General features: G+C 57.6%; 15 protein-coding genes and 1 tRNA gene. 6 read left to right on the top strand and 10 right to left on the bottom strand.

Annotated elements, in window-relative coordinates; all coding sequences use genetic code 11:
• The first annotated feature begins 59 nt into the window (after nucleotides 1-59).
• Entirely contained in the window at nucleotides 60-749 is a 690-nt protein-coding gene (locus TM5383_RS04550) for an SIMPL domain-containing protein (protein ID WP_058317860.1), read from the top strand.
• 88 nt (nucleotides 750-837) lie between these two features.
• Here TM5383_RS04550 and TM5383_RS04545 read toward each other — a convergent pair whose 3' ends face one another.
• Together TM5383_RS04545 and TM5383_RS04540 are read right to left on the bottom strand one after the other, a co-directional pair.
• A complete protein-coding gene (locus tag TM5383_RS04545) occupies nucleotides 838-2,127 on the bottom strand; it encodes an O-acetylhomoserine aminocarboxypropyltransferase/cysteine synthase family protein (RefSeq protein ID WP_058317859.1) in 1,290 nt (429 codons plus the stop codon).
• A 212-nt stretch (nucleotides 2,128-2,339) separates the two neighbouring features.
• Nucleotides 2,340-3,356: a GT-B fold glycosyltransferase domain-containing protein gene (locus TM5383_RS04540; protein WP_058317858.1), complete on the bottom strand. Its 1,017-nt coding sequence runs from the start codon at nucleotides 3,354-3,356 to the stop codon at nucleotides 2,340-2,342.
• 331 nt (nucleotides 3,357-3,687) lie between these two features.
• Here TM5383_RS04540 and TM5383_RS04535 point away from each other — a divergent pair, with 331 nt between their 5' ends.
• Nucleotides 3,688-5,337, top strand: a complete 1,650-nt coding sequence (locus tag TM5383_RS04535) for a methyl-accepting chemotaxis protein (protein ID WP_058317857.1) — start codon at nucleotides 3,688-3,690, stop codon at nucleotides 5,335-5,337.
• A 324-nt stretch (nucleotides 5,338-5,661) separates the two neighbouring features.
• Here the strand turns inward: TM5383_RS04535 and TM5383_RS16695 are convergent.
• Nucleotides 5,662-5,745 (bottom strand) — tRNA-Tyr (locus TM5383_RS16695).
• A gap of 136 nt (nucleotides 5,746-5,881) precedes the next feature.
• Here TM5383_RS16695 and rlmB point away from each other — a divergent pair.
• The 3 genes from rlmB to TM5383_RS04520 all read left to right on the top strand — a co-directional run bounded on the left by rlmB (nucleotide 5,882) and on the right by TM5383_RS04520 (nucleotide 7,668).
• Complete coding sequence (rlmB, locus tag TM5383_RS04530) at nucleotides 5,882-6,658, top strand: 23S rRNA (guanosine(2251)-2'-O)-methyltransferase RlmB (protein ID WP_058317856.1); 777 nt, start codon at nucleotides 5,882-5,884, stop codon at nucleotides 6,656-6,658.
• A 54-nt stretch (nucleotides 6,659-6,712) separates the two neighbouring features.
• A complete protein-coding gene (locus TM5383_RS04525; protein ID WP_058317855.1) occupies nucleotides 6,713-7,051 on the top strand; it encodes a hypothetical protein in 339 nt (112 codons plus the stop codon).
• Nucleotides 7,052-7,236: 185 nt separating this feature from the next.
• Nucleotides 7,237-7,668 (top strand): CoA-binding protein, encoded by a 432-nt coding sequence (locus tag TM5383_RS04520; protein ID WP_058317854.1) that lies wholly within the window; start codon nucleotides 7,237-7,239, stop codon nucleotides 7,666-7,668.
• A gap of 36 nt (nucleotides 7,669-7,704) precedes the next feature.
• On the opposite strand, the gene TM5383_RS04515 is transcribed toward TM5383_RS04520, so the two are convergent.
• The 4 genes from TM5383_RS04515 to hisA all read right to left on the bottom strand — a co-directional run bounded on the left by TM5383_RS04515 (nucleotide 7,705) and on the right by hisA (nucleotide 10,266).
• A complete protein-coding gene (locus TM5383_RS04515; RefSeq protein WP_058317853.1) occupies nucleotides 7,705-8,016 on the bottom strand; it encodes a phosphoribosyl-ATP diphosphatase in 312 nt (103 codons plus the stop codon).
• Entirely contained in the window at nucleotides 8,013-8,813 is an 801-nt protein-coding gene (gene hisF, locus TM5383_RS04510; RefSeq protein WP_058317852.1) for an imidazole glycerol phosphate synthase subunit HisF, read from the bottom strand. Before hisF ends, TM5383_RS04515 begins: the two co-directional genes overlap by 4 nt.
• Nucleotides 8,814-8,910: 97 nt before the next feature.
• On the bottom strand, nucleotides 8,911-9,381 hold the full coding sequence (locus TM5383_RS04505) for a DUF2867 domain-containing protein (RefSeq protein ID WP_058317851.1): 471 nt from the start codon (nucleotides 9,379-9,381) through the stop codon (nucleotides 8,911-8,913).
• 162 nt (nucleotides 9,382-9,543) lie between these two features.
• On the bottom strand, nucleotides 9,544-10,266 hold the full coding sequence (gene hisA, locus TM5383_RS04500; protein ID WP_058317850.1) for a 1-(5-phosphoribosyl)-5-[(5-phosphoribosylamino)methylideneamino]imidazole-4-carboxamide isomerase: 723 nt from the start codon (nucleotides 10,264-10,266) through the stop codon (nucleotides 9,544-9,546).
• Nucleotides 10,267-10,408: 142 nt separating this feature from the next.
• On the opposite strand from hisA, the gene TM5383_RS04495 reads away from it, so the two are divergent.
• A complete protein-coding gene (locus tag TM5383_RS04495) occupies nucleotides 10,409-10,792 on the top strand; it encodes a DUF2147 domain-containing protein (RefSeq protein ID WP_058317849.1) in 384 nt (127 codons plus the stop codon).
• Between the two features lie 84 nt (nucleotides 10,793-10,876).
• Here TM5383_RS04495 and hisH read toward each other — a convergent pair whose 3' ends face one another.
• The 3 genes from hisH to TM5383_RS04480 form a co-directional block, all read right to left on the bottom strand.
• Complete coding sequence (gene hisH / locus TM5383_RS04490; RefSeq protein ID WP_058317848.1) at nucleotides 10,877-11,515, bottom strand: imidazole glycerol phosphate synthase subunit HisH; 639 nt, start codon at nucleotides 11,513-11,515, stop codon at nucleotides 10,877-10,879.
• Between the two features lie 117 nt (nucleotides 11,516-11,632).
• A complete protein-coding gene (gene hisB, locus TM5383_RS04485; protein WP_058317847.1) occupies nucleotides 11,633-12,220 on the bottom strand; it encodes an imidazoleglycerol-phosphate dehydratase HisB in 588 nt (195 codons plus the stop codon).
• Between the two features lie 111 nt (nucleotides 12,221-12,331).
• On the bottom strand, nucleotides 12,332-15,061 hold the full coding sequence (locus tag TM5383_RS04480) for a hybrid sensor histidine kinase/response regulator (RefSeq protein ID WP_058317846.1): 2,730 nt from the start codon (nucleotides 15,059-15,061) through the stop codon (nucleotides 12,332-12,334).
• Nucleotides 15,062-15,426 lie beyond the last annotated feature (365 nt).

The following is a 15,426-nucleotide window of genomic DNA, read 5'->3' as shown; positions in this document are numbered from 1 at the left end:
CTCTTGTCGTTGCTGAGAATAAGGCGCAGGGTGAAGCCAATTTCATGCAGGAGAAAAAGATGAAATTTCTTCCAAAATTTTGTGCGACAGCGCTGGCTTTCACACTGACGATGACACCAGTAACGGCTGAGGTGATGCGCCAGATTACAGTTCAGGGTCAGGGTGTTATCGCCGCTGAGCCCGATTTGGCGACAGTACAGATTGGGGTCCAAAAACGCGCCAAAACCCCGGCGGATGCGATGGCGCAGACCGCCGCCGCCGCCCAGAATGTTGTGGCGCGTCTGAAAGAGATGGGGATTTCGGGGGCTGATTTGCAAACCTCCAACCTGTCGTTGAATGTTTTGGAAAGCTACGGGTCGAACAACCAACGCCGGGTCGAAGGCTATGAAGCAGCCAACACCCTGAATGTGCGGATCCGCGATCTGGATCAGGTCGGGGCGGTTCTAACCGCAGTGGTCGCTGACGGGGCCAATCATTTCCGCGGTTTGCGGTTCGCCTTGGCCAATCCGCGCCCTGCGCAGGATGCTGCGCGTCAGGCAGCGGTCAAGGATGCGCTGGCAAAAGCCGCCCTTTATGCCGAGGCAGCAGGCGCTGAGCTGGGCGATGTGCTGTCGATTTCGACGATCACACAACAGGGTGCGCCTGTGCCGATGATGCGAATGGAGATGGCCGCGATGTCGGATATGCCGGTAGAGGCGGGTGAGGTCGAATTGACCCAGACCGTAACGCTGGTGATCGAGTTGAAATGATCAGCAAACCTATCTGCTATCAGCGTGTAAATGTAAAAAGGCCGGACATCTGTCCGGCCTTTCTTTTGTTCAGTTCAGACGCTGATGATTATGCCGAAGCGTTCAGCGCCTGTTCCAGATCGGCGATCAGGTCGTCTGCGGTTTCGATCCCAATCGAGATGCGCACAATGTTCGGGCCTGCACCGGCGGCGATCTGTTGTTCCTCGGTCAGCTGACGGTGGGTGGTCGATGCCGGGTGAATCACCAGCGACCGCGCATCGCCCAGGTTTGCCACGTGGCTGAACAGCGCCAGGCTATCCACGAACTTGACGCAGGCGTCATAGCCACCTTTCAGCGCCACGGTGAACAGGCCACCGGTGCCTTTGGGGCAGATCTGTTCTGCGCGCGCTTTGTAGGGCGAACTGTCGAGGCCCGCGTAGGTCACGCGCTCTACATGTTCGTTGCTTTCCAGCCAGCCCGCGATCTTCAATGCGTTTTCGCAGTGACGCTCCATGCGCAGCGACAGGGTTTCGATGCCCATCAGCGTGTAGTGAGCCGCCTGCGGGTTCAGCGTCATGCCCAGATCGCGCAGACCAATGGCGATGCCGTGGAAGGTGAAGGCCAGCGGGCCGAAGGTCTCTTGGAACTTCAGGCCGTGGTATGCGGGCTCTGGCTCGGACAGCGACGGGAACTTGCCGCTGGCACCCCAGTCGAACTTGCCCGAATCCACAACAACACCACCGGTGACGGAGCCGTTGCCAGTCAGGTATTTGGTCATCGAATGCACAACCAGCGTGGCGCCGTGGGCAATCGGGTTACACAGGTACGGCGTGGCCGAGGTGTTATCAACGATCAGCGGCAGGCCAACCTTGTCAGCAATGGCAGCGATCCCGGGCAGGTCGGTGACGTAACCGCCGGGGTTGGCAACCGATTCACAGAAGATGGCGCGGGTGTCTTCATCCACGGCGGCCTCAACAGCGGCCTGATCTTCGAAATCGACGAATTTCGCCGACCAGCCGAAACGCTTGATGGTCTGGCTGAACTGGGTGATCGACCCACCGTAGAGGCGGGTGGATACAACCACGTTGTTGCCGGGCTGCATCAGCGGGAACAACGCCATGATCTGCGCCGCGTGACCGGAAGAGCAGCAAACCGCGCCAACACCGCCCTCAAGGGTGGCAATGCGTTCCTGCAGAACGGCCACGGTGGGGTTGGTCAGGCGGGAATAGATATAGCCAACCTCTTGCAGGTTGAACAATTTGGCCGCGTGATCCGCATCGCGGAAAACATAGGCGGTGGTTTGATAGATCGGCGTCTGGCGGGCGCCAGTGGCAGGATCGGGATGCGCGCCTGCGTGAATTTGCAGCGTGTCGAAGCCGTAGTTGGGGGCGTCGGTCATGAGGTTCCTCCTGGGACAATCGTCAACTTTGCCCTTGGGATAGGCCAAGGAAGAACAACAGACAATAAAAACGGAGGCAATTCGCCGCAAATACGGAAAATGATCTATTTTCCTAAGGAATTCAGGATCAAAATTCTAGTCGCCGCGGTTCGCGCTGCATGGCATCATAAATTACCAACTGCCCCTTAGGGCGGTCTGCAGACAATTGGGGATCAGCGAACCCACAGATTGTGATTTTTCAGGCGCTTGCGGATCTTGATCTCTTTGGTCGGCAGGTTGTTCTGATCGAACAGTCCACGGGCCTTGTTACCCTTGTTCTGGAAAATGAACCGTTTCATCGGGTCATACTCTTTCAGAACCCGCTTGACCTGATTGGGGCTAGCGATCTCAGTCACGAAATCAATGACTTCGTCGCTTTCACGCGCATAGAGCAGCGCCATATAGCGGTAGTGGCAGCTGACCGTCCCATCCAACAACCCCTCTGGCAGCGCGCCGCGTCCCCCGCCAAGGGCATGGATTACCAAAGGCAGAACGATTTGATCCAGCCACGGGTTCAGCGCTTGGCAGACCAAGGGTGCAGGGGGATCATTGCGGATCGAAGTCGCAAATTCTGCGTAGAGAGTGCCAAACTCATGCGGACAACGCCCAAAGAAGTAACCGGCGTTGAAATAAAGGTAACGGCGCCAGTATTCATCGGGCTGGTCCAGATCCAGCGAACTGTCAAAATCTAAATCGAACCGATCATACAGCGATTGCCAGATTTCGGTGTACCCTGGACCATATAGTTCGATCACAGGCCATGTGCCTTCGACACGCTCGGATGCGCCGGGGTGGTCGAAATCAAACGGAACTTGGTTTAGATCAGCGGTGATCAGCGTATCAGTGTCGAAAAACACAAATGGTTCGCCTTCGGGCAGGGCCATCAACGCTTCGATCTTGTTGCCGTAAGGATATTCCGCCCCAAAATGCACCGAAGGAAATCTGACTATTTCCGCACCGAACCCTTCCAGCAGGTCAATAATGCGCGGGTCGTCGATCATTGGATCCTGTGGCCATTTCGGACCGTTTTCGGGGACCGCGACAAAGAAACGACCGGCAAAATCAGGATTGGTGTGATGGAAAGAGGCGGCGAACAGAACGGCTTCGTATTGTAGACGTCCGGCGTGCGCGACGATTACCAGATTGTACCTGTCGTCCGCGACCGCTGCGCGCGCTGTGGATTTCGCCATATCTCTTACTGCCTCAATCAATACCGATCGTGTTTTTTGCCACTATAGGCACAGGTCGCGCGCCAAGACAGGGTGGATTCACACTTTTTCCAACCTCGGCCAGCGCGGCGATGGTCGCGAAACTTGGGCTCCGTAGCGTTGAAAAATGGCCGCCCTGCTAAAGGGATCACGGAATATACCGTAGTTTACCTTAAGACATCTGCGTCGAGTTGACGGCCAGCAGCGTCAAAGCCTCGGTATCCCGCATACGGGGGCCCCTGCTATCCGCAGCCCGATCATCCCATTTCGCGCGTGTGTACCCACGAGTTTTATCGAGAAAGCCGAGGCTTAAATGCTAATTACGCTTGTCACCAAACTCTACCTCGCCTTTGCCACCATGCTGGCAATCCTGTGCGGCAGCCTGTTCATCGCGAATACTGCGCTGCTTACGTCCAATGAAACGACGCAGCAGATCGGCAAAAGCGACTCGTCCAAATATCTGTTCACCAAGGATCTGGTGATCACGACGCAGCAGATGCGACTGAACCTGGCCGATATTCTGATCGAGTGGTCGGGCGCGGCGGATGAAGATGCCAAGCGCATCGCCGCCTTGAAAGATGATTTGGAAAAACAAGCCTTTCTTGTGTCTTACGTCACCGGAGAGCTGAAGGGGATTGCCACGCCAAGCGAGGCTGAAATTCTGGTGCAGTTGGAAGAAAAGATTGCCCAGTTTTCCGCCCACAGCCAAGAGGCAGTGAAGGCGCATGAAAGCGATCCCGCGGCGGCCAACGCAATGTATCACGGGCAGGTCAAAGCCAGCGTTGACGAAGCGGCGGGGCTGGCGACCAAGCTGCAGGGGCTTTATGCGGCCAGTCTGTCGGCCTCTCTGGTTGCATCCGAGGCGCAGTATGAGGCGACGAGCGAAAAACTGATCGCGACCTCAATCGTTGCATTGGTGATTTCGTTGGCCTTCACAATCTACATTTCTCGTAGCGTGTCCCTACGTATGAAAAACGCGGTCAATCTGACGCATCGGATTGCGTCCGGTGATCTGAGTCAGTGTGTCAAGGTGAAGGACAAATGCGAAGTCACGGCGCTACAGGGCGCCCAATATGATATGGTGGTGAAGTTACGCGAAACCATCGGCAGCGTCGGTTCTGCAGCGGCGAATCTAAAGGCTGGTTCGACGGAGGTGGCAACGACATCAGATCTCTTGTCGAACGGCGCCAGCATTCAGGCCGCTTCGAGCGAAGAGGTGTCTGCCGCTGTCGAAGAGATGATGGCAAACATCGAAGCAAATGCAGACAGCGCGGATAAGACCGAACAGATCGCTCGCAAAGCAGCCGAAGATGCGCGCGATTCCAGCAAGGCCGTGATTGAAACAGCAACAGCGGTGAGAACCATCGGAGAGCGTATTGGCATTTTGCAGGAAATCGCCCGTCAAACAGATTTGTTGGCGCTGAACGCTGCGGTGGAAGCTGCGCGTGCTGGTGAAAACGGGCGGGGGTTTGCCGTGGTTGCTGCAGAGGTGCGCAAGCTCGCCGAAAGTTCACAGCAGGCTGCGGCTGAAATCAGCGCGTTGTCCGCGGACACAGTCGGTGCCGCCTTTGATGCGGGTAAACGATTGGAGCAGTTGGTGCCTGATATCGAACAGACATCGCAGTTGATCACCGAAATTTCCGCAAACACCCGCCAGTTGACCATCGGATCAAACCAGATCAACGACGCGGTACACCGGCTGGATCATGTGACCCACGAAAATAAATCCGCAGCTGAACAACTGGCTGTTGCTGCGGCAGAGTTCACAAACCAAACCGAACATCTGTTTGCCACGACTGCATTCTTCCGTACCGAAGAGGATGCGCCCGCTGACGGGCAGGGGGCCACGACCCCGGCACATGAAACGGATCAGAAAGTAGACGCCACGCCCGTGGCTGCGCAGGTCGATGAAGAAGCGCTGGCCGAGCTGACATCTGACGACATTGGGCGTCAGGCCGCGTAACGCGAATCTGCTTTTTGTGCCAGCTTTGAACGACGGCGCACGATTCGATTCGTGCGCCGATTCTTTGTCGTGTGTGCCGAAATCACATGGCAGAGATTCGCGACCAATCAGTTCGCCGGCGCAGCACATCTGTTTGGGCCAGCGCAGTCTGCCGTTCAGGTTTTGCTTGGTGGGGTGGTGGTTTGCAAAGGGCTATGTTTTTCGCCCGCTAGGCAATGCGCCAGCGTGTCAAAAGCGAAATAAGTCCAAACAATGCAGGTAAGATAAAACGCAAAGAAAACAGCGCCTTGCGCTGTGATCTTACCATCATTCAAAGAGAGAAGATGGTGGGCGACCTTGGAATCGAACCAAGCGTGCGTCTCCGCGAGGGAGTTACAGTCCCCTGCCACACCTTGCGGCCTGTCGCCCACTTACCGTGCGGCGCTGCCGTCCGGTGAGGGGGTGTTTACGGTGGTCCGAAGGGGGCGTCAACCAGAAAATATCTTGCAGCCGACACTTCTGCATCGCATTAAGCGCGGCAACCAATACGGAAAGGTTTTGGGGCATGAAAAAGCCAAAATGGGTGGTCGCCAAAGAACAGGCCAAGAAAGCAACAGCGGCAGAAACGGTCTGGCTGTTTGGTCTGCATGCGGTGCGTGATGCGCTGCAAAACCCGGCGCGGCAGAAATTGCGGCTGATGGTGACAAAAAACGCCAGCGATAAACTGGCGGATGCGATTGCCGAATCTGGAATCACCCCAGAGGTGGTCGATCCACGCAAATTCAACGCCCCCCTTGATCCGCAATCCGTGCACCAGGGTGCCGCGTTGGAGGTGAAACCGCTGGATTGGGGCAAGCTGGACCATGTCTGCGCCGGTGAACCGGATCTGGTGCCGCGTGTGGTGATGCTGGACCGTGTGACTGATCCCCATAACGTCGGCGCGATTCTGCGTTCCGCCGAGGTGTTTGGCGCCTGTGCCGTTGTGGGCACCCGTCACCATTCTGCGCCCGAAACCGGGGCATTGGCGAAAACTGCCAGCGGGGCGCTGGAACGTCAGCCCTATCTGCGTATCCGCAATCTGGCCGACGGCATGGAAGAGCTGCGCAACATGGGCTACCTGATTCTGGGTCTGGACGGCGAAGCCGAGGAAACCATTGATCAGGCAGTTGAGGGCAACCGCGATCGTCCCATCGCGCTGGTCATGGGCGCCGAAGGTCCCGGTCTGCGTCAGAAGACCAAAGAAACCTGCGACAAGCTGGTGAAGATCGACTTTGCCCGTGGTTTCGGATCGCTGAACGTGTCAAACGCCGCGGCTGTGGCGCTTTATGCGGCGAAACCCTGATTTCAGCGACGCTAAGACCTTGTGTTTGTGGGCAGAGGACATAAATCTGCCCACATGGGTCATTCACGTAAAATCGCCACTTGCTGCTATTGCGGCCTGCGTTCCGAACTGCTGATCGAGGAGTTGTCGATTTCTCTCAGCTGCGCTTCTTGCGGCGCGCCCTTGCAGCATATGAAAAGCCTGCCCGTAGAGGGCGGTCAGATCAAAGGGCGTAAGAAGGACAAAAAGGGTAAAAAGCCCAAGAAAGACAAGGTGGTTTACGCCGATCCTTATGCACAGGCACGGCCGGCGAAATACCAACCTCACCCCAGCCGTAAAACCAAGAAGCGGAAACCTTGGGGCGTACGTCTGTTTAAAGAGGTGATTGATGTGGTCGAGGACATCTTCGACTGACGTTGTGTTCACATAGTCTTGAGCAGGGATTTGAAATTTCTCAGTAGCGCCTATCTGTTATGTACGGAGGCGCGGTCTGGAACCCCCCGCCTCAAACTACTGTCCCTCGTTCCATACTGGCGCCCAACTTGGTTTGGGCGCTTTTTTCTTGCAGGCACATCTGTCCTGCACCTAGGACTGCTGACATGAGCGAAGACTATAGCGACGATTTTTTGAAAACGATTCTGCAACGCACCAAACGGGTTGCGGTCATTGGGGTATCGGCCAATCCAGCACGGCCCAGTCACTATGTTGCCCGTTATCTAAGCGAACAGGGCTATGACGTGATCCCGGTGAACCCGGGGCAGGCGGGCAAGGTGTTGTTTGGCCAAGAGGTGGTCGCATCACTGGCCGATATCGAAGGGCCGGTGGATATGATCGACATTTTCCGCCGGTCCGAACACGTTTTGCCGATCGTAGAAGATGCGTTGGAGCGTTTGCCGGATCTGCAAACGGTCTGGATGCAAATCGGCGTGGAAAATGCCGAAGCCGCGGCACTTGCGCGCGCCCGTGGCGTGGATGTGGTGATGAACCGCTGCCCCAAGATCGAACACCCGCGTTTGATGCTGGCGCGGTAGGGGCAGCTAGGGAGGCCTGTTAGGTGGCTGTTTAGGTCACTTGGGCCGCGATGCTTTTTCGGCAATGCCGGATTGGCCCTGACGGCGCGCCAGCTCTGCCATCACATCAGACAGCGCCACGCCGCGCGATTGCAGCATGACCAGCAGGTGAAACAGCACATCCGCCGCCTCAGATGTCAGGCCAGCCTTATCGTCCTTCACCGCCTCGATGATGGCCTCTACCGCCTCTTCACCGAACTTTTCGGCACATTTTTCTGGGCCCTTGGCGAGGAGTTTCGCGGTCCAACTGCTGTCCGGGTCGGCTTTGGCGCGCTCTGCGATTACGGCGGCTAGGTCGTCGAGGGTCATGCTTCAATCCTCATCTCGATGCCAGCTGCAGCCATGTGTTCCTTGGCCTCGCGGATGGTGTAATCGCCGAAGTGGAAGATGGACGCCGCCAGCACCGCGCTTGCGCCGCCTTTGGTCACGCCCTCAACCAGATGGTCTAGATTGCCCACCCCGCCAGAGGCGATCACCGGAATGTCCACCGCATCGGAAATCGCACGGGTCAGCGGCAGGTTGAACCCCGCTTTGGTGCCGTCGCGATCCATCGAGGTCAGCAGGATCTCCCCCGCGCCCTTGGCCTCGACCAGCTTGGCGAATTCCACCGCATCAATGGGGTTGCCGTCTGCATCCAGCGCCTCTTTGCGGCCACCATGGGTGAAGATGCCCCATTTGTTCGGGGTGCCGTCGGCGTCATAGCCGATGGTTTTGGCGTCAATCGCCACCACAATGCACTGGCTGCCGAACTGATCTGCGGCCTCGGCCACCACATCGGGGTTTGCCACGGCGGCAGAGTTGAAGCTGACCTTGTCCGCGCCCGCCAACAACAGGTTGCGCACATCCTGCACCGTGCGCACGCCACCACCAACGGTCAGCGGCACATAGCACTGTTCAGCGGTGCGCTGGACCATGTCATACATGGTGCCACGGTTTTCATGGGTCGCGTGAATATCAAGGAAGCAAATCTCATCCGCGCCGGCGGCGTCGTAGGCTTTGGCGGATTCCACCGGGTCGCCTGCATCGCGCAGACCGACGAAGTTCACGCCCTTCACCACACGGCCATCGGCCACGTCCAGACAGGGGATAATGCGGGTTTTCAGCATCTCAGCATCCTCTTTCGCGCATATGCGTCATTGCCCCAATCCTTAAGGGGCAGGGGCGATGGATGCAATCGGGGAAAACCTGTCCGGTGCTGCGGGTTTAGGCGGACTGTCCCGCCAGTCGACGCATTGAATTGCGCACAATCAGCACGTGAAACGGCATCACCAGATGCAGATAGGCCTGACCTAGCAGATTGTGGGGATGCACCCATGTCGACAGGTAGAGCCGCCCCTGATCACGCAGGATGGTGATGCGGAAATCAAGGTGTTTGTCATCAGTGCCCAGAACGACCTCATCACCGCTTTCATGGGTGACCGGAAACAGGGCGTCGCCCGCACTCTCGCTATCGGTCTTCAAACCGAGCGGCTTCACCAAAATATTGCGCAGTTTCAGCAGCGACTGTGCCCAGCTGGGGAGAGACAGTGCCTGTTTGGCGGCGTCTTGGGGTGTCATGTCTGAGGGGCAGCTGTAACAATCCATGAAATCGCCCGCCTTGTGGTGCTGCCACAGGGCAGATTGCGCAGGCAATTGGGTTTGCATGATCGAGGTCGCAGAGGTGGTCGCAGACATGGGCCGATTCCCGTGATGACGAAAAGACGCCCCCATTAATCATGCCGCCACAGCCAAACCCATTGGGCGCAATGCCGCAGGTGCGAAAGGTCGGTGCAGTGTAAACAAAAAACCGGCGCGATAGGGCGCCGGTTTTGATGGGATCTAACGGGTTTGTGGGGCTTAGCCCTTCAGCACGCTCAGCGCCTCACCCAGATCAATGGCGCCATCGTAAAGGGCGCGGCCAGAGATCGCGCCGTTCAGCGGTGCACCGCAGGACTTGAGGTTGCGCAGATCGTCAAGCGAGCTGACACCGCCCGAGGCGATCACCGGAATGGACACGGCGTTGGCCAGATCGGCAGTGGCTTCGACATTCGGGCCCTGCATCGCACCGTCGCGGTTGATGTCGGTGTAGATGATCGCGGCTACGCCTGCATCCTCAAAGGATTTTGCCAGATCAGTGACCATCACATCGGTTTCTTCCGCCCAGCCTTTGGTGGCGACACGGCCGTTGCGCGCATCAATGCCCACGGCGACCTTGCCCGGAAACGCTTTGGCGGCTTCGCGCACTAGATCGGGATTTTCTACCGCTACGGTGCCAAGGATCACCCGCGCCAGCCCTTTATCCAGCCAGCGTTCGATGGTGGCCATGTCGCGGATGCCGCCGCCCAGCTGTGCGGGCACTTTGCATTGTTTCAAGATCTCTTCCACTGGTGCGGCATTGACCGGCTCACCGGCAAAGGCGCCATTCAGGTCCACCAGATGCAGCCATTCACAGCCAGCCTCGACAAACTCCAGCGCCTGAGCGGCTGGATTGTCGTTGAACACAGTGGCCTGATCCATTTCGCCTTTGTACAGGCGCACGGCATTGCCATCCTTGAGGTCGATCGCGGGGTAGAGGATCATCTGCGGTCCCTTTCAGAAATTTCCCACGCCTTGTGCCCTCTGGCGTCTTCAAATGCAATGTGCGCAGTGGCTTTGACCCTATGTCAGCCTTGATCGAAACCGCAGTGCGGGGTCAGACTGACGCAAAATAGGGAGGAACACGATGAAAAAACTGGTTTTGGCCGCTGTGGTAACGCTGGCGGGATCGACAATGGCGCTGGCGGATCCGGTTCTGGGCGTTTGGAAAACACAGGTAGATGACGGCAATTATGCGCATATCACCATGTCCAAATGCGGCGATGCGATCTGTGGCGTGATCAGCCGCACCTTCAACGCCGAGGGCGAGTGGAAGTCTGACAATATCGGTAAACAGCTGGTCTGGGACATGCAGGCGCAGGGCGGCGGTTCTTATAAGAACGGCAAAATCTGGCAGCCGTCCAAGGATAAGGTCTACAAATCCAAAATGGCGCTCAGCGGGAATAGCCTGAAGGTGTCGGGCTGTATTGGACCGATTTGCCGCAAACAAACCTGGAGCCGCGTGCAGTAAGCTTGGCGCCTTTAAGAAAACAGAAAACGCAGCACCCTATGCCGGATGCTGCGTTTTTTTAGTATCGGCTGAACGCTTCGCAAATCAGGGCTTCCAGTTGAGGAAGTTTGCGATCAAGCGCAGGCCGGTCTTCTGGCTTTTCTCAGGATGGAACTGCATGCCCAGCATATTGTCACGGCCAACGATGGCGGTGATTGGGCCTGCGTAATCCACGTGCGCCAGCAGATGCGCGGGATCTGCGACCTTCATGTGGTAGCTGTGGACGAAATAGGCATGATCGCCGGTTTTGATACCGTCAAAGACCGGATGGGGCGTATCGATCACCAGATCGTTCCAACCCATATGCGGCACCTTCAGGCTGGGGTCTGCGGGGGTGATTTTATCCACGTCGCCGCCGATCCAGTCAAAACCTGCGGTTTCCTGATACTCCAGACCACGGGTGGCCAGCATCTGCATGCCGATACAAATCCCAAGGAAGGGTTTGCCACCCTTGATCACCACCTCTTCCATCGCTTCAAATACGCCGCGATGGTCAAACAGCGCCTGACGGCAGGCGGGGAAGGCGCCGTCGCCGGGCAGCAGGATGCGATCGGCGGAGCGAATGACGTCGGGGTCCGAGGTGACGGTCACCTCACCCGCGCCAGTTTCCGACGCCATGCGCTGAAAAGCTTTCTCTGCGGAATGCAGGTTGCCGCTTTCGTAATCTACAATCGCTGTCAGCATGGAATAGGCCTTCTTTGGGTATGCCAGACTTGGTGTCAGGGGCTGGCGGACTTGGACGGTATCGGGGAGGGGCATGCGGCCCTGTCTTTCAACGTTCCCCAAATACTCAAAAACAGATCAGAGCGCGCCTTTGGTCGAGGGGATCGCATCTGCCTTGCGTGGGTCGGTTTCCACCGCGGTGCGCAGGGCGCGGGCGACGGATTTGAACGTGGCCTCGGCAACGTGGTGCGCGTTGAAGCCGTGGATCTGATCCACATGCAGGGTGATGCCCCCGTGTGTGCTGAGCGCCTGAAAGAATTCGCGCACCAGTTCGGTGTCGAAATTGCCGATTTTCTGCGCCTCGAACGCGACGTTCCAGATCAGGTAGGGGCGCGCTGACAGATCCAGCGCGCAGCGCACCTGTGCATCGTCCATTGCCAGATGGCAATCAGCGTAGCGGTTGATGCCTTTTTTGTCGCCTAGCGCGGCGGTCAGCGCCTGACCGATGGCGATGCCTGTATCCTCGACCGTGTGATGGTCGTCGATGTGGTAATCCCCCTTGGCGCGCACGGTCATGTCGATTAGCGAGTGGCGCGACAGCTGGTCCAGCATGTGATCAAAGAAGCCCACACCAGTCTGGTTGTCATACTGGCCGGTGCCGTCAAGGTTGATCTCAACCGTGATTTCGGTTTCTGCCGTCTGGCGTGTGATGGTTGCGGTCCGCATCTGGGCCTCCCTCTGATAACGGGGTGCTTATAGGGCTGGCGTGCGCGCAAGGAAAGAGCGCAGCCGCTGGCTACGCTCAGGAAAAAGAGTGACGTTGCAGTGAGGTCGCGTTTAACCGCGTTTGCGGCCTTGATTGTGACCCATGCCTCCGCCCTGCAGATGATTGAGGGAGGTTGCCAGCATTTCAGGCAATTGCGCCAGACGACGTTCGACTTCGACGGTGTCGCGGCTCTTGGCGGCCAGCTCGATTCCAACCAGCAGCTTTTGCAACGGTAGCGCGCCAAAGACCGCAGCGCTGGACGCAAACTTGTGACAGCGATCGGCCACTTCAGGCAGGGGCTGTTCTGCGGCTTGCAGCCATTCCAGCAGGTCCTGCAATTCCTCTGACATCTGCCCTAGCAGCATGTCGTAGGCCTCTCCCACGCTTTCGCGCAGGGCTTTGTTGACCTCCATGTCCACCAGCTGTCGCATCTGGTTCATGCGCACAGTTGTGGGGCAGGTGTCGTTGTTGGCGGCGGCGGCGTGGTCGCGGATGATCCGCTGCAAGTCAGGACGCAGCAGTGGTTTGGGCAGCACGTCTTGCATCCCCAGACCCAGAAATTCCGTCACGTTTTCAGGCATCACATGGGCCGTGAGGGCGATGATCGGGCTATTGGCCGAGGCACCTTCACCATCTCGGATCGCGCGGGTGGCCTCGCGACCGTCCAGTACCGGCATGGAAATATCCATGAGGATCAGGTCAAATTCCTTCTCGCTGGCCTTTTCCACACCAGATTGGCCATTGTGGGCCTCTTCGACCAGATGGCCTTCGCGCGTTAGCATGGCGCGGACCACATCGCGGTTGATTTGGTTGTCCTCGACCACGAGAATGCGCAGCATGTCCGTAGTGTTTTGTTCCATTGCGTCGGACACTTTGGGTTCCGGCGGTGTCACATCTTCGGGGGCAGCGCAGCGCGGCATTGGTAAACGTAGGGTAAAAGTGGTGCCAATACCCAATTTGCTGGTGACACTGACAGACCCGCCTAAAGCTTCGGAAATGCGGCGCACAATGCCCAAGCCCAGACCAGTGCCCTCAGTTTTGCGGGCAAAGCTGTCATCTTGGGTAAAGAAGTCTTCGAACACGCGATCCAGATCCGGTTCGGCGATGCCGATACCGTCATCTTTGATGTGGATGGTGATGTCATCTTCCTGCGCTTTGCAGCGTACGTCAACGATGATGGATCCATTTTCGGTAAATTTCGCCGCATTTGACAACAGGTTCAAAAGCATCTGCTGCACCCGACCGGGATCGGTCTGCACCCAGCCCAGATCAGGACCAGAATGGATCAGTGTCAGCGAATTGCCGTTGTCTTCGGCCGGTGGCCGCATGCTTTCGACCGCGCTGTCGATGATATCGCGCAGACGGGTAGGGCGGTATTGGACCACGGGTTTGCCATCTTCGCAGCGGGCGATGTCCAAAACGTCGTTTACGTGACCCAGCAGGATGTCGCTCGAACTCTCCATATGGGCCAGATAGCCCTCTTGCTCAGGGGAAAGTTTGGTTTCGCGCAGCAAAGACATATTGCCCAGAATGCCGTTCATGGGCGTGCGAATTTCGTGGCTCATCACCGCCAGGAAGCGCGATTTTGCTTTCTCACCGGCGCGGGCTTGATCGCGGGCTTCGATCAGGTCGCGTTCGGCACGCACGCGGTAAGAGATGTCGCGCACAAACGCGATGTACATCATGTGACCGTGGCTCTCGCTTTTCTGCAGGGCCATTTCGATCGGGAACATTGTATCATCGGCGCGTCGTGCTTCCATACGGACTCGGCCTTTGCCAACCATATGGAACCCGCCGCCCCGGCTGACGCGGCGCATGCCACGCACATGCGCTTCGCGCTGCTCTGCTGGCACAATCAGATCCGCGACATTGGCGCCAATCGCATCTTCGCGCCGATGGCCAAAGATTTCCTCAGCGGCGGCGTTGAACTCTTCGATCACGCCTTCTGGATCGCAAACGATTACCGCATCAAGAGAACTGGCCATGACCGCACGTGTGCGTTCACCCGCGGTGATCAACGACCGGCGACGAGCATCCGATTGCTGGCGCAACTGGTTGAAATAAAACGCCAACAGACCAAGAGATGCCGTCAGTATAAAACCCACCGCACCCATAACCTGCAGTGTTGTGGACAGCGCCATCTGGTGACGGTCAAACAGAATCTCAAGGTTGGTTTGACCCGCAGCGGCCATCGCGCGTACATGCGGGGTCATGGCCAGGGCATGCTCTTCGACCTCGATCAGGGAACGGGCAAGCGTTGCATCGACACTGCGCAGCGCAGGGGCCGATGCGCCCAGATGTTGCGAGACCGAATCCAGCGCTGCGTTAAAGCCGGGCACATCGCGCAGCGGTTCATAGATCACACCAAAACGCAGATCTTCGATGCGGTTTTGTAGGATATCAAATTCGCGCCGCAGGGTCACAAAGTTGTCGACACGCCCATGTGCAGCCTGCCGCAGTGCGTATTGATAGGACAGGAACTCAACCTCTGCTTTGCTGAGTGACCATTCGATGTCTTCGATTGTGGACTGTCGTAGCAGTCGAACGTCACGCACCACCTGCATGGTCAGCGTGGTCATGACGATAAATCCGACCACCGACAACAACGCCAACAAACGCGGATTTCCAATCACGCGCTGGGTGCTGGTAGGGTGAACGGCGTACAGCTCTTCGTCGCTGAATTGTTGTCCGGTAAACGGGGCGTGTGCCCGCGCAAATCGTTTCGACACCGCGCCCCACAGGCGCGCAATCCCGCGTTTGGGCGGTGTTTCGATACTGTCGGTGTGCGGCTCAATCGGCATGGGCGGCGCCTTCGCTTCGGACTACAAACACAAACTTGATACTGGGGGCCGTGTTCGCAAAAACTGTGCCAAGCCATGAACAGGGCGAAAAACCAGACATCGAACGGAACCAGAGCAGTCAGGGCGTCACGTCGCCGCCAACAGCAGAGGCCGTATTGAGATAATACCTTATTTTCTTGGTGAAAATCGCCATTGCAAAAGGTGGGTTGCGGCGCGCATTTGGATCAAGTGTCAATTTTTTCCATCGCAATGAGCGGCTAAACTCGACTTTCGGGTGCGACAGCCTCTCCTTAAGGGCGCGACGAACGGGGCGCGGATGCTGCCATGCGGCGGAACCACGGTATTGCCAAACGGTGAGTCCCAGC

Origin of the sequence: Thalassovita mediterranea (assembly GCF_001458435.1) — a bacterium.
Classification (GTDB): Bacteria; Pseudomonadota; Alphaproteobacteria; order Rhodobacterales; family Rhodobacteraceae; genus Thalassobius; species Thalassobius mediterraneus.
This window is presented reverse-complemented; position numbering and strand designations above follow the sequence as displayed.

Excerpts from the sequence above, each read along its gene's own strand:
- rlmB (WP_058317856.1), top strand. The coding sequence starts at position 5,882 with ATGAAAAAGCCAAAATGGGTGGTCGCCAAAGAACAGGCCAAGAAAGCA.
- hisH (WP_058317848.1), bottom strand. The coding sequence starts at position 11,515 with ATGCTGACAGCGATTGTAGATTACGAAAGCGGCAACCTGCATTCCGCA.
- TM5383_RS04520 (WP_058317854.1), top strand. The coding sequence starts at position 7,237 with ATGAGCGAAGACTATAGCGACGATTTTTTGAAAACGATTCTGCAACGC.
- TM5383_RS04495 (WP_058317849.1), top strand. The coding sequence starts at position 10,409 with ATGAAAAAACTGGTTTTGGCCGCTGTGGTAACGCTGGCGGGATCGACA.
- TM5383_RS04480 (WP_058317846.1), bottom strand. The coding sequence starts at position 15,061 with ATGCCGATTGAGCCGCACACCGACAGTATCGAAACACCGCCCAAACGC.
- TM5383_RS04540 (WP_058317858.1), bottom strand. The coding sequence starts at position 3,356 with ATGGCGAAATCCACAGCGCGCGCAGCGGTCGCGGACGACAGGTACAAT.
- TM5383_RS04505 (WP_058317851.1), bottom strand. The coding sequence starts at position 9,381 with ATGTCTGCGACCACCTCTGCGACCTCGATCATGCAAACCCAATTGCCT.
- hisB (WP_058317847.1), bottom strand. The coding sequence starts at position 12,220 with ATGCGGACCGCAACCATCACACGCCAGACGGCAGAAACCGAAATCACG.
- TM5383_RS04545 (WP_058317859.1), bottom strand. The coding sequence starts at position 2,127 with ATGACCGACGCCCCCAACTACGGCTTCGACACGCTGCAAATTCACGCA.
- hisF (WP_058317852.1), bottom strand. The coding sequence starts at position 8,813 with ATGCTGAAAACCCGCATTATCCCCTGTCTGGACGTGGCCGATGGCCGT.
- TM5383_RS04515 (WP_058317853.1), bottom strand. The coding sequence starts at position 8,016 with ATGACCCTCGACGACCTAGCCGCCGTAATCGCAGAGCGCGCCAAAGCC.
- TM5383_RS04535 (WP_058317857.1), top strand. The coding sequence starts at position 3,688 with ATGCTAATTACGCTTGTCACCAAACTCTACCTCGCCTTTGCCACCATG.
- TM5383_RS04550 (WP_058317860.1), top strand. The coding sequence starts at position 60 with ATGAAATTTCTTCCAAAATTTTGTGCGACAGCGCTGGCTTTCACACTG.
- hisA (WP_058317850.1), bottom strand. The coding sequence starts at position 10,266 with ATGATCCTCTACCCCGCGATCGACCTCAAGGATGGCAATGCCGTGCGC.
- TM5383_RS04525 (WP_058317855.1), top strand. The coding sequence starts at position 6,713 with ATGGGTCATTCACGTAAAATCGCCACTTGCTGCTATTGCGGCCTGCGT.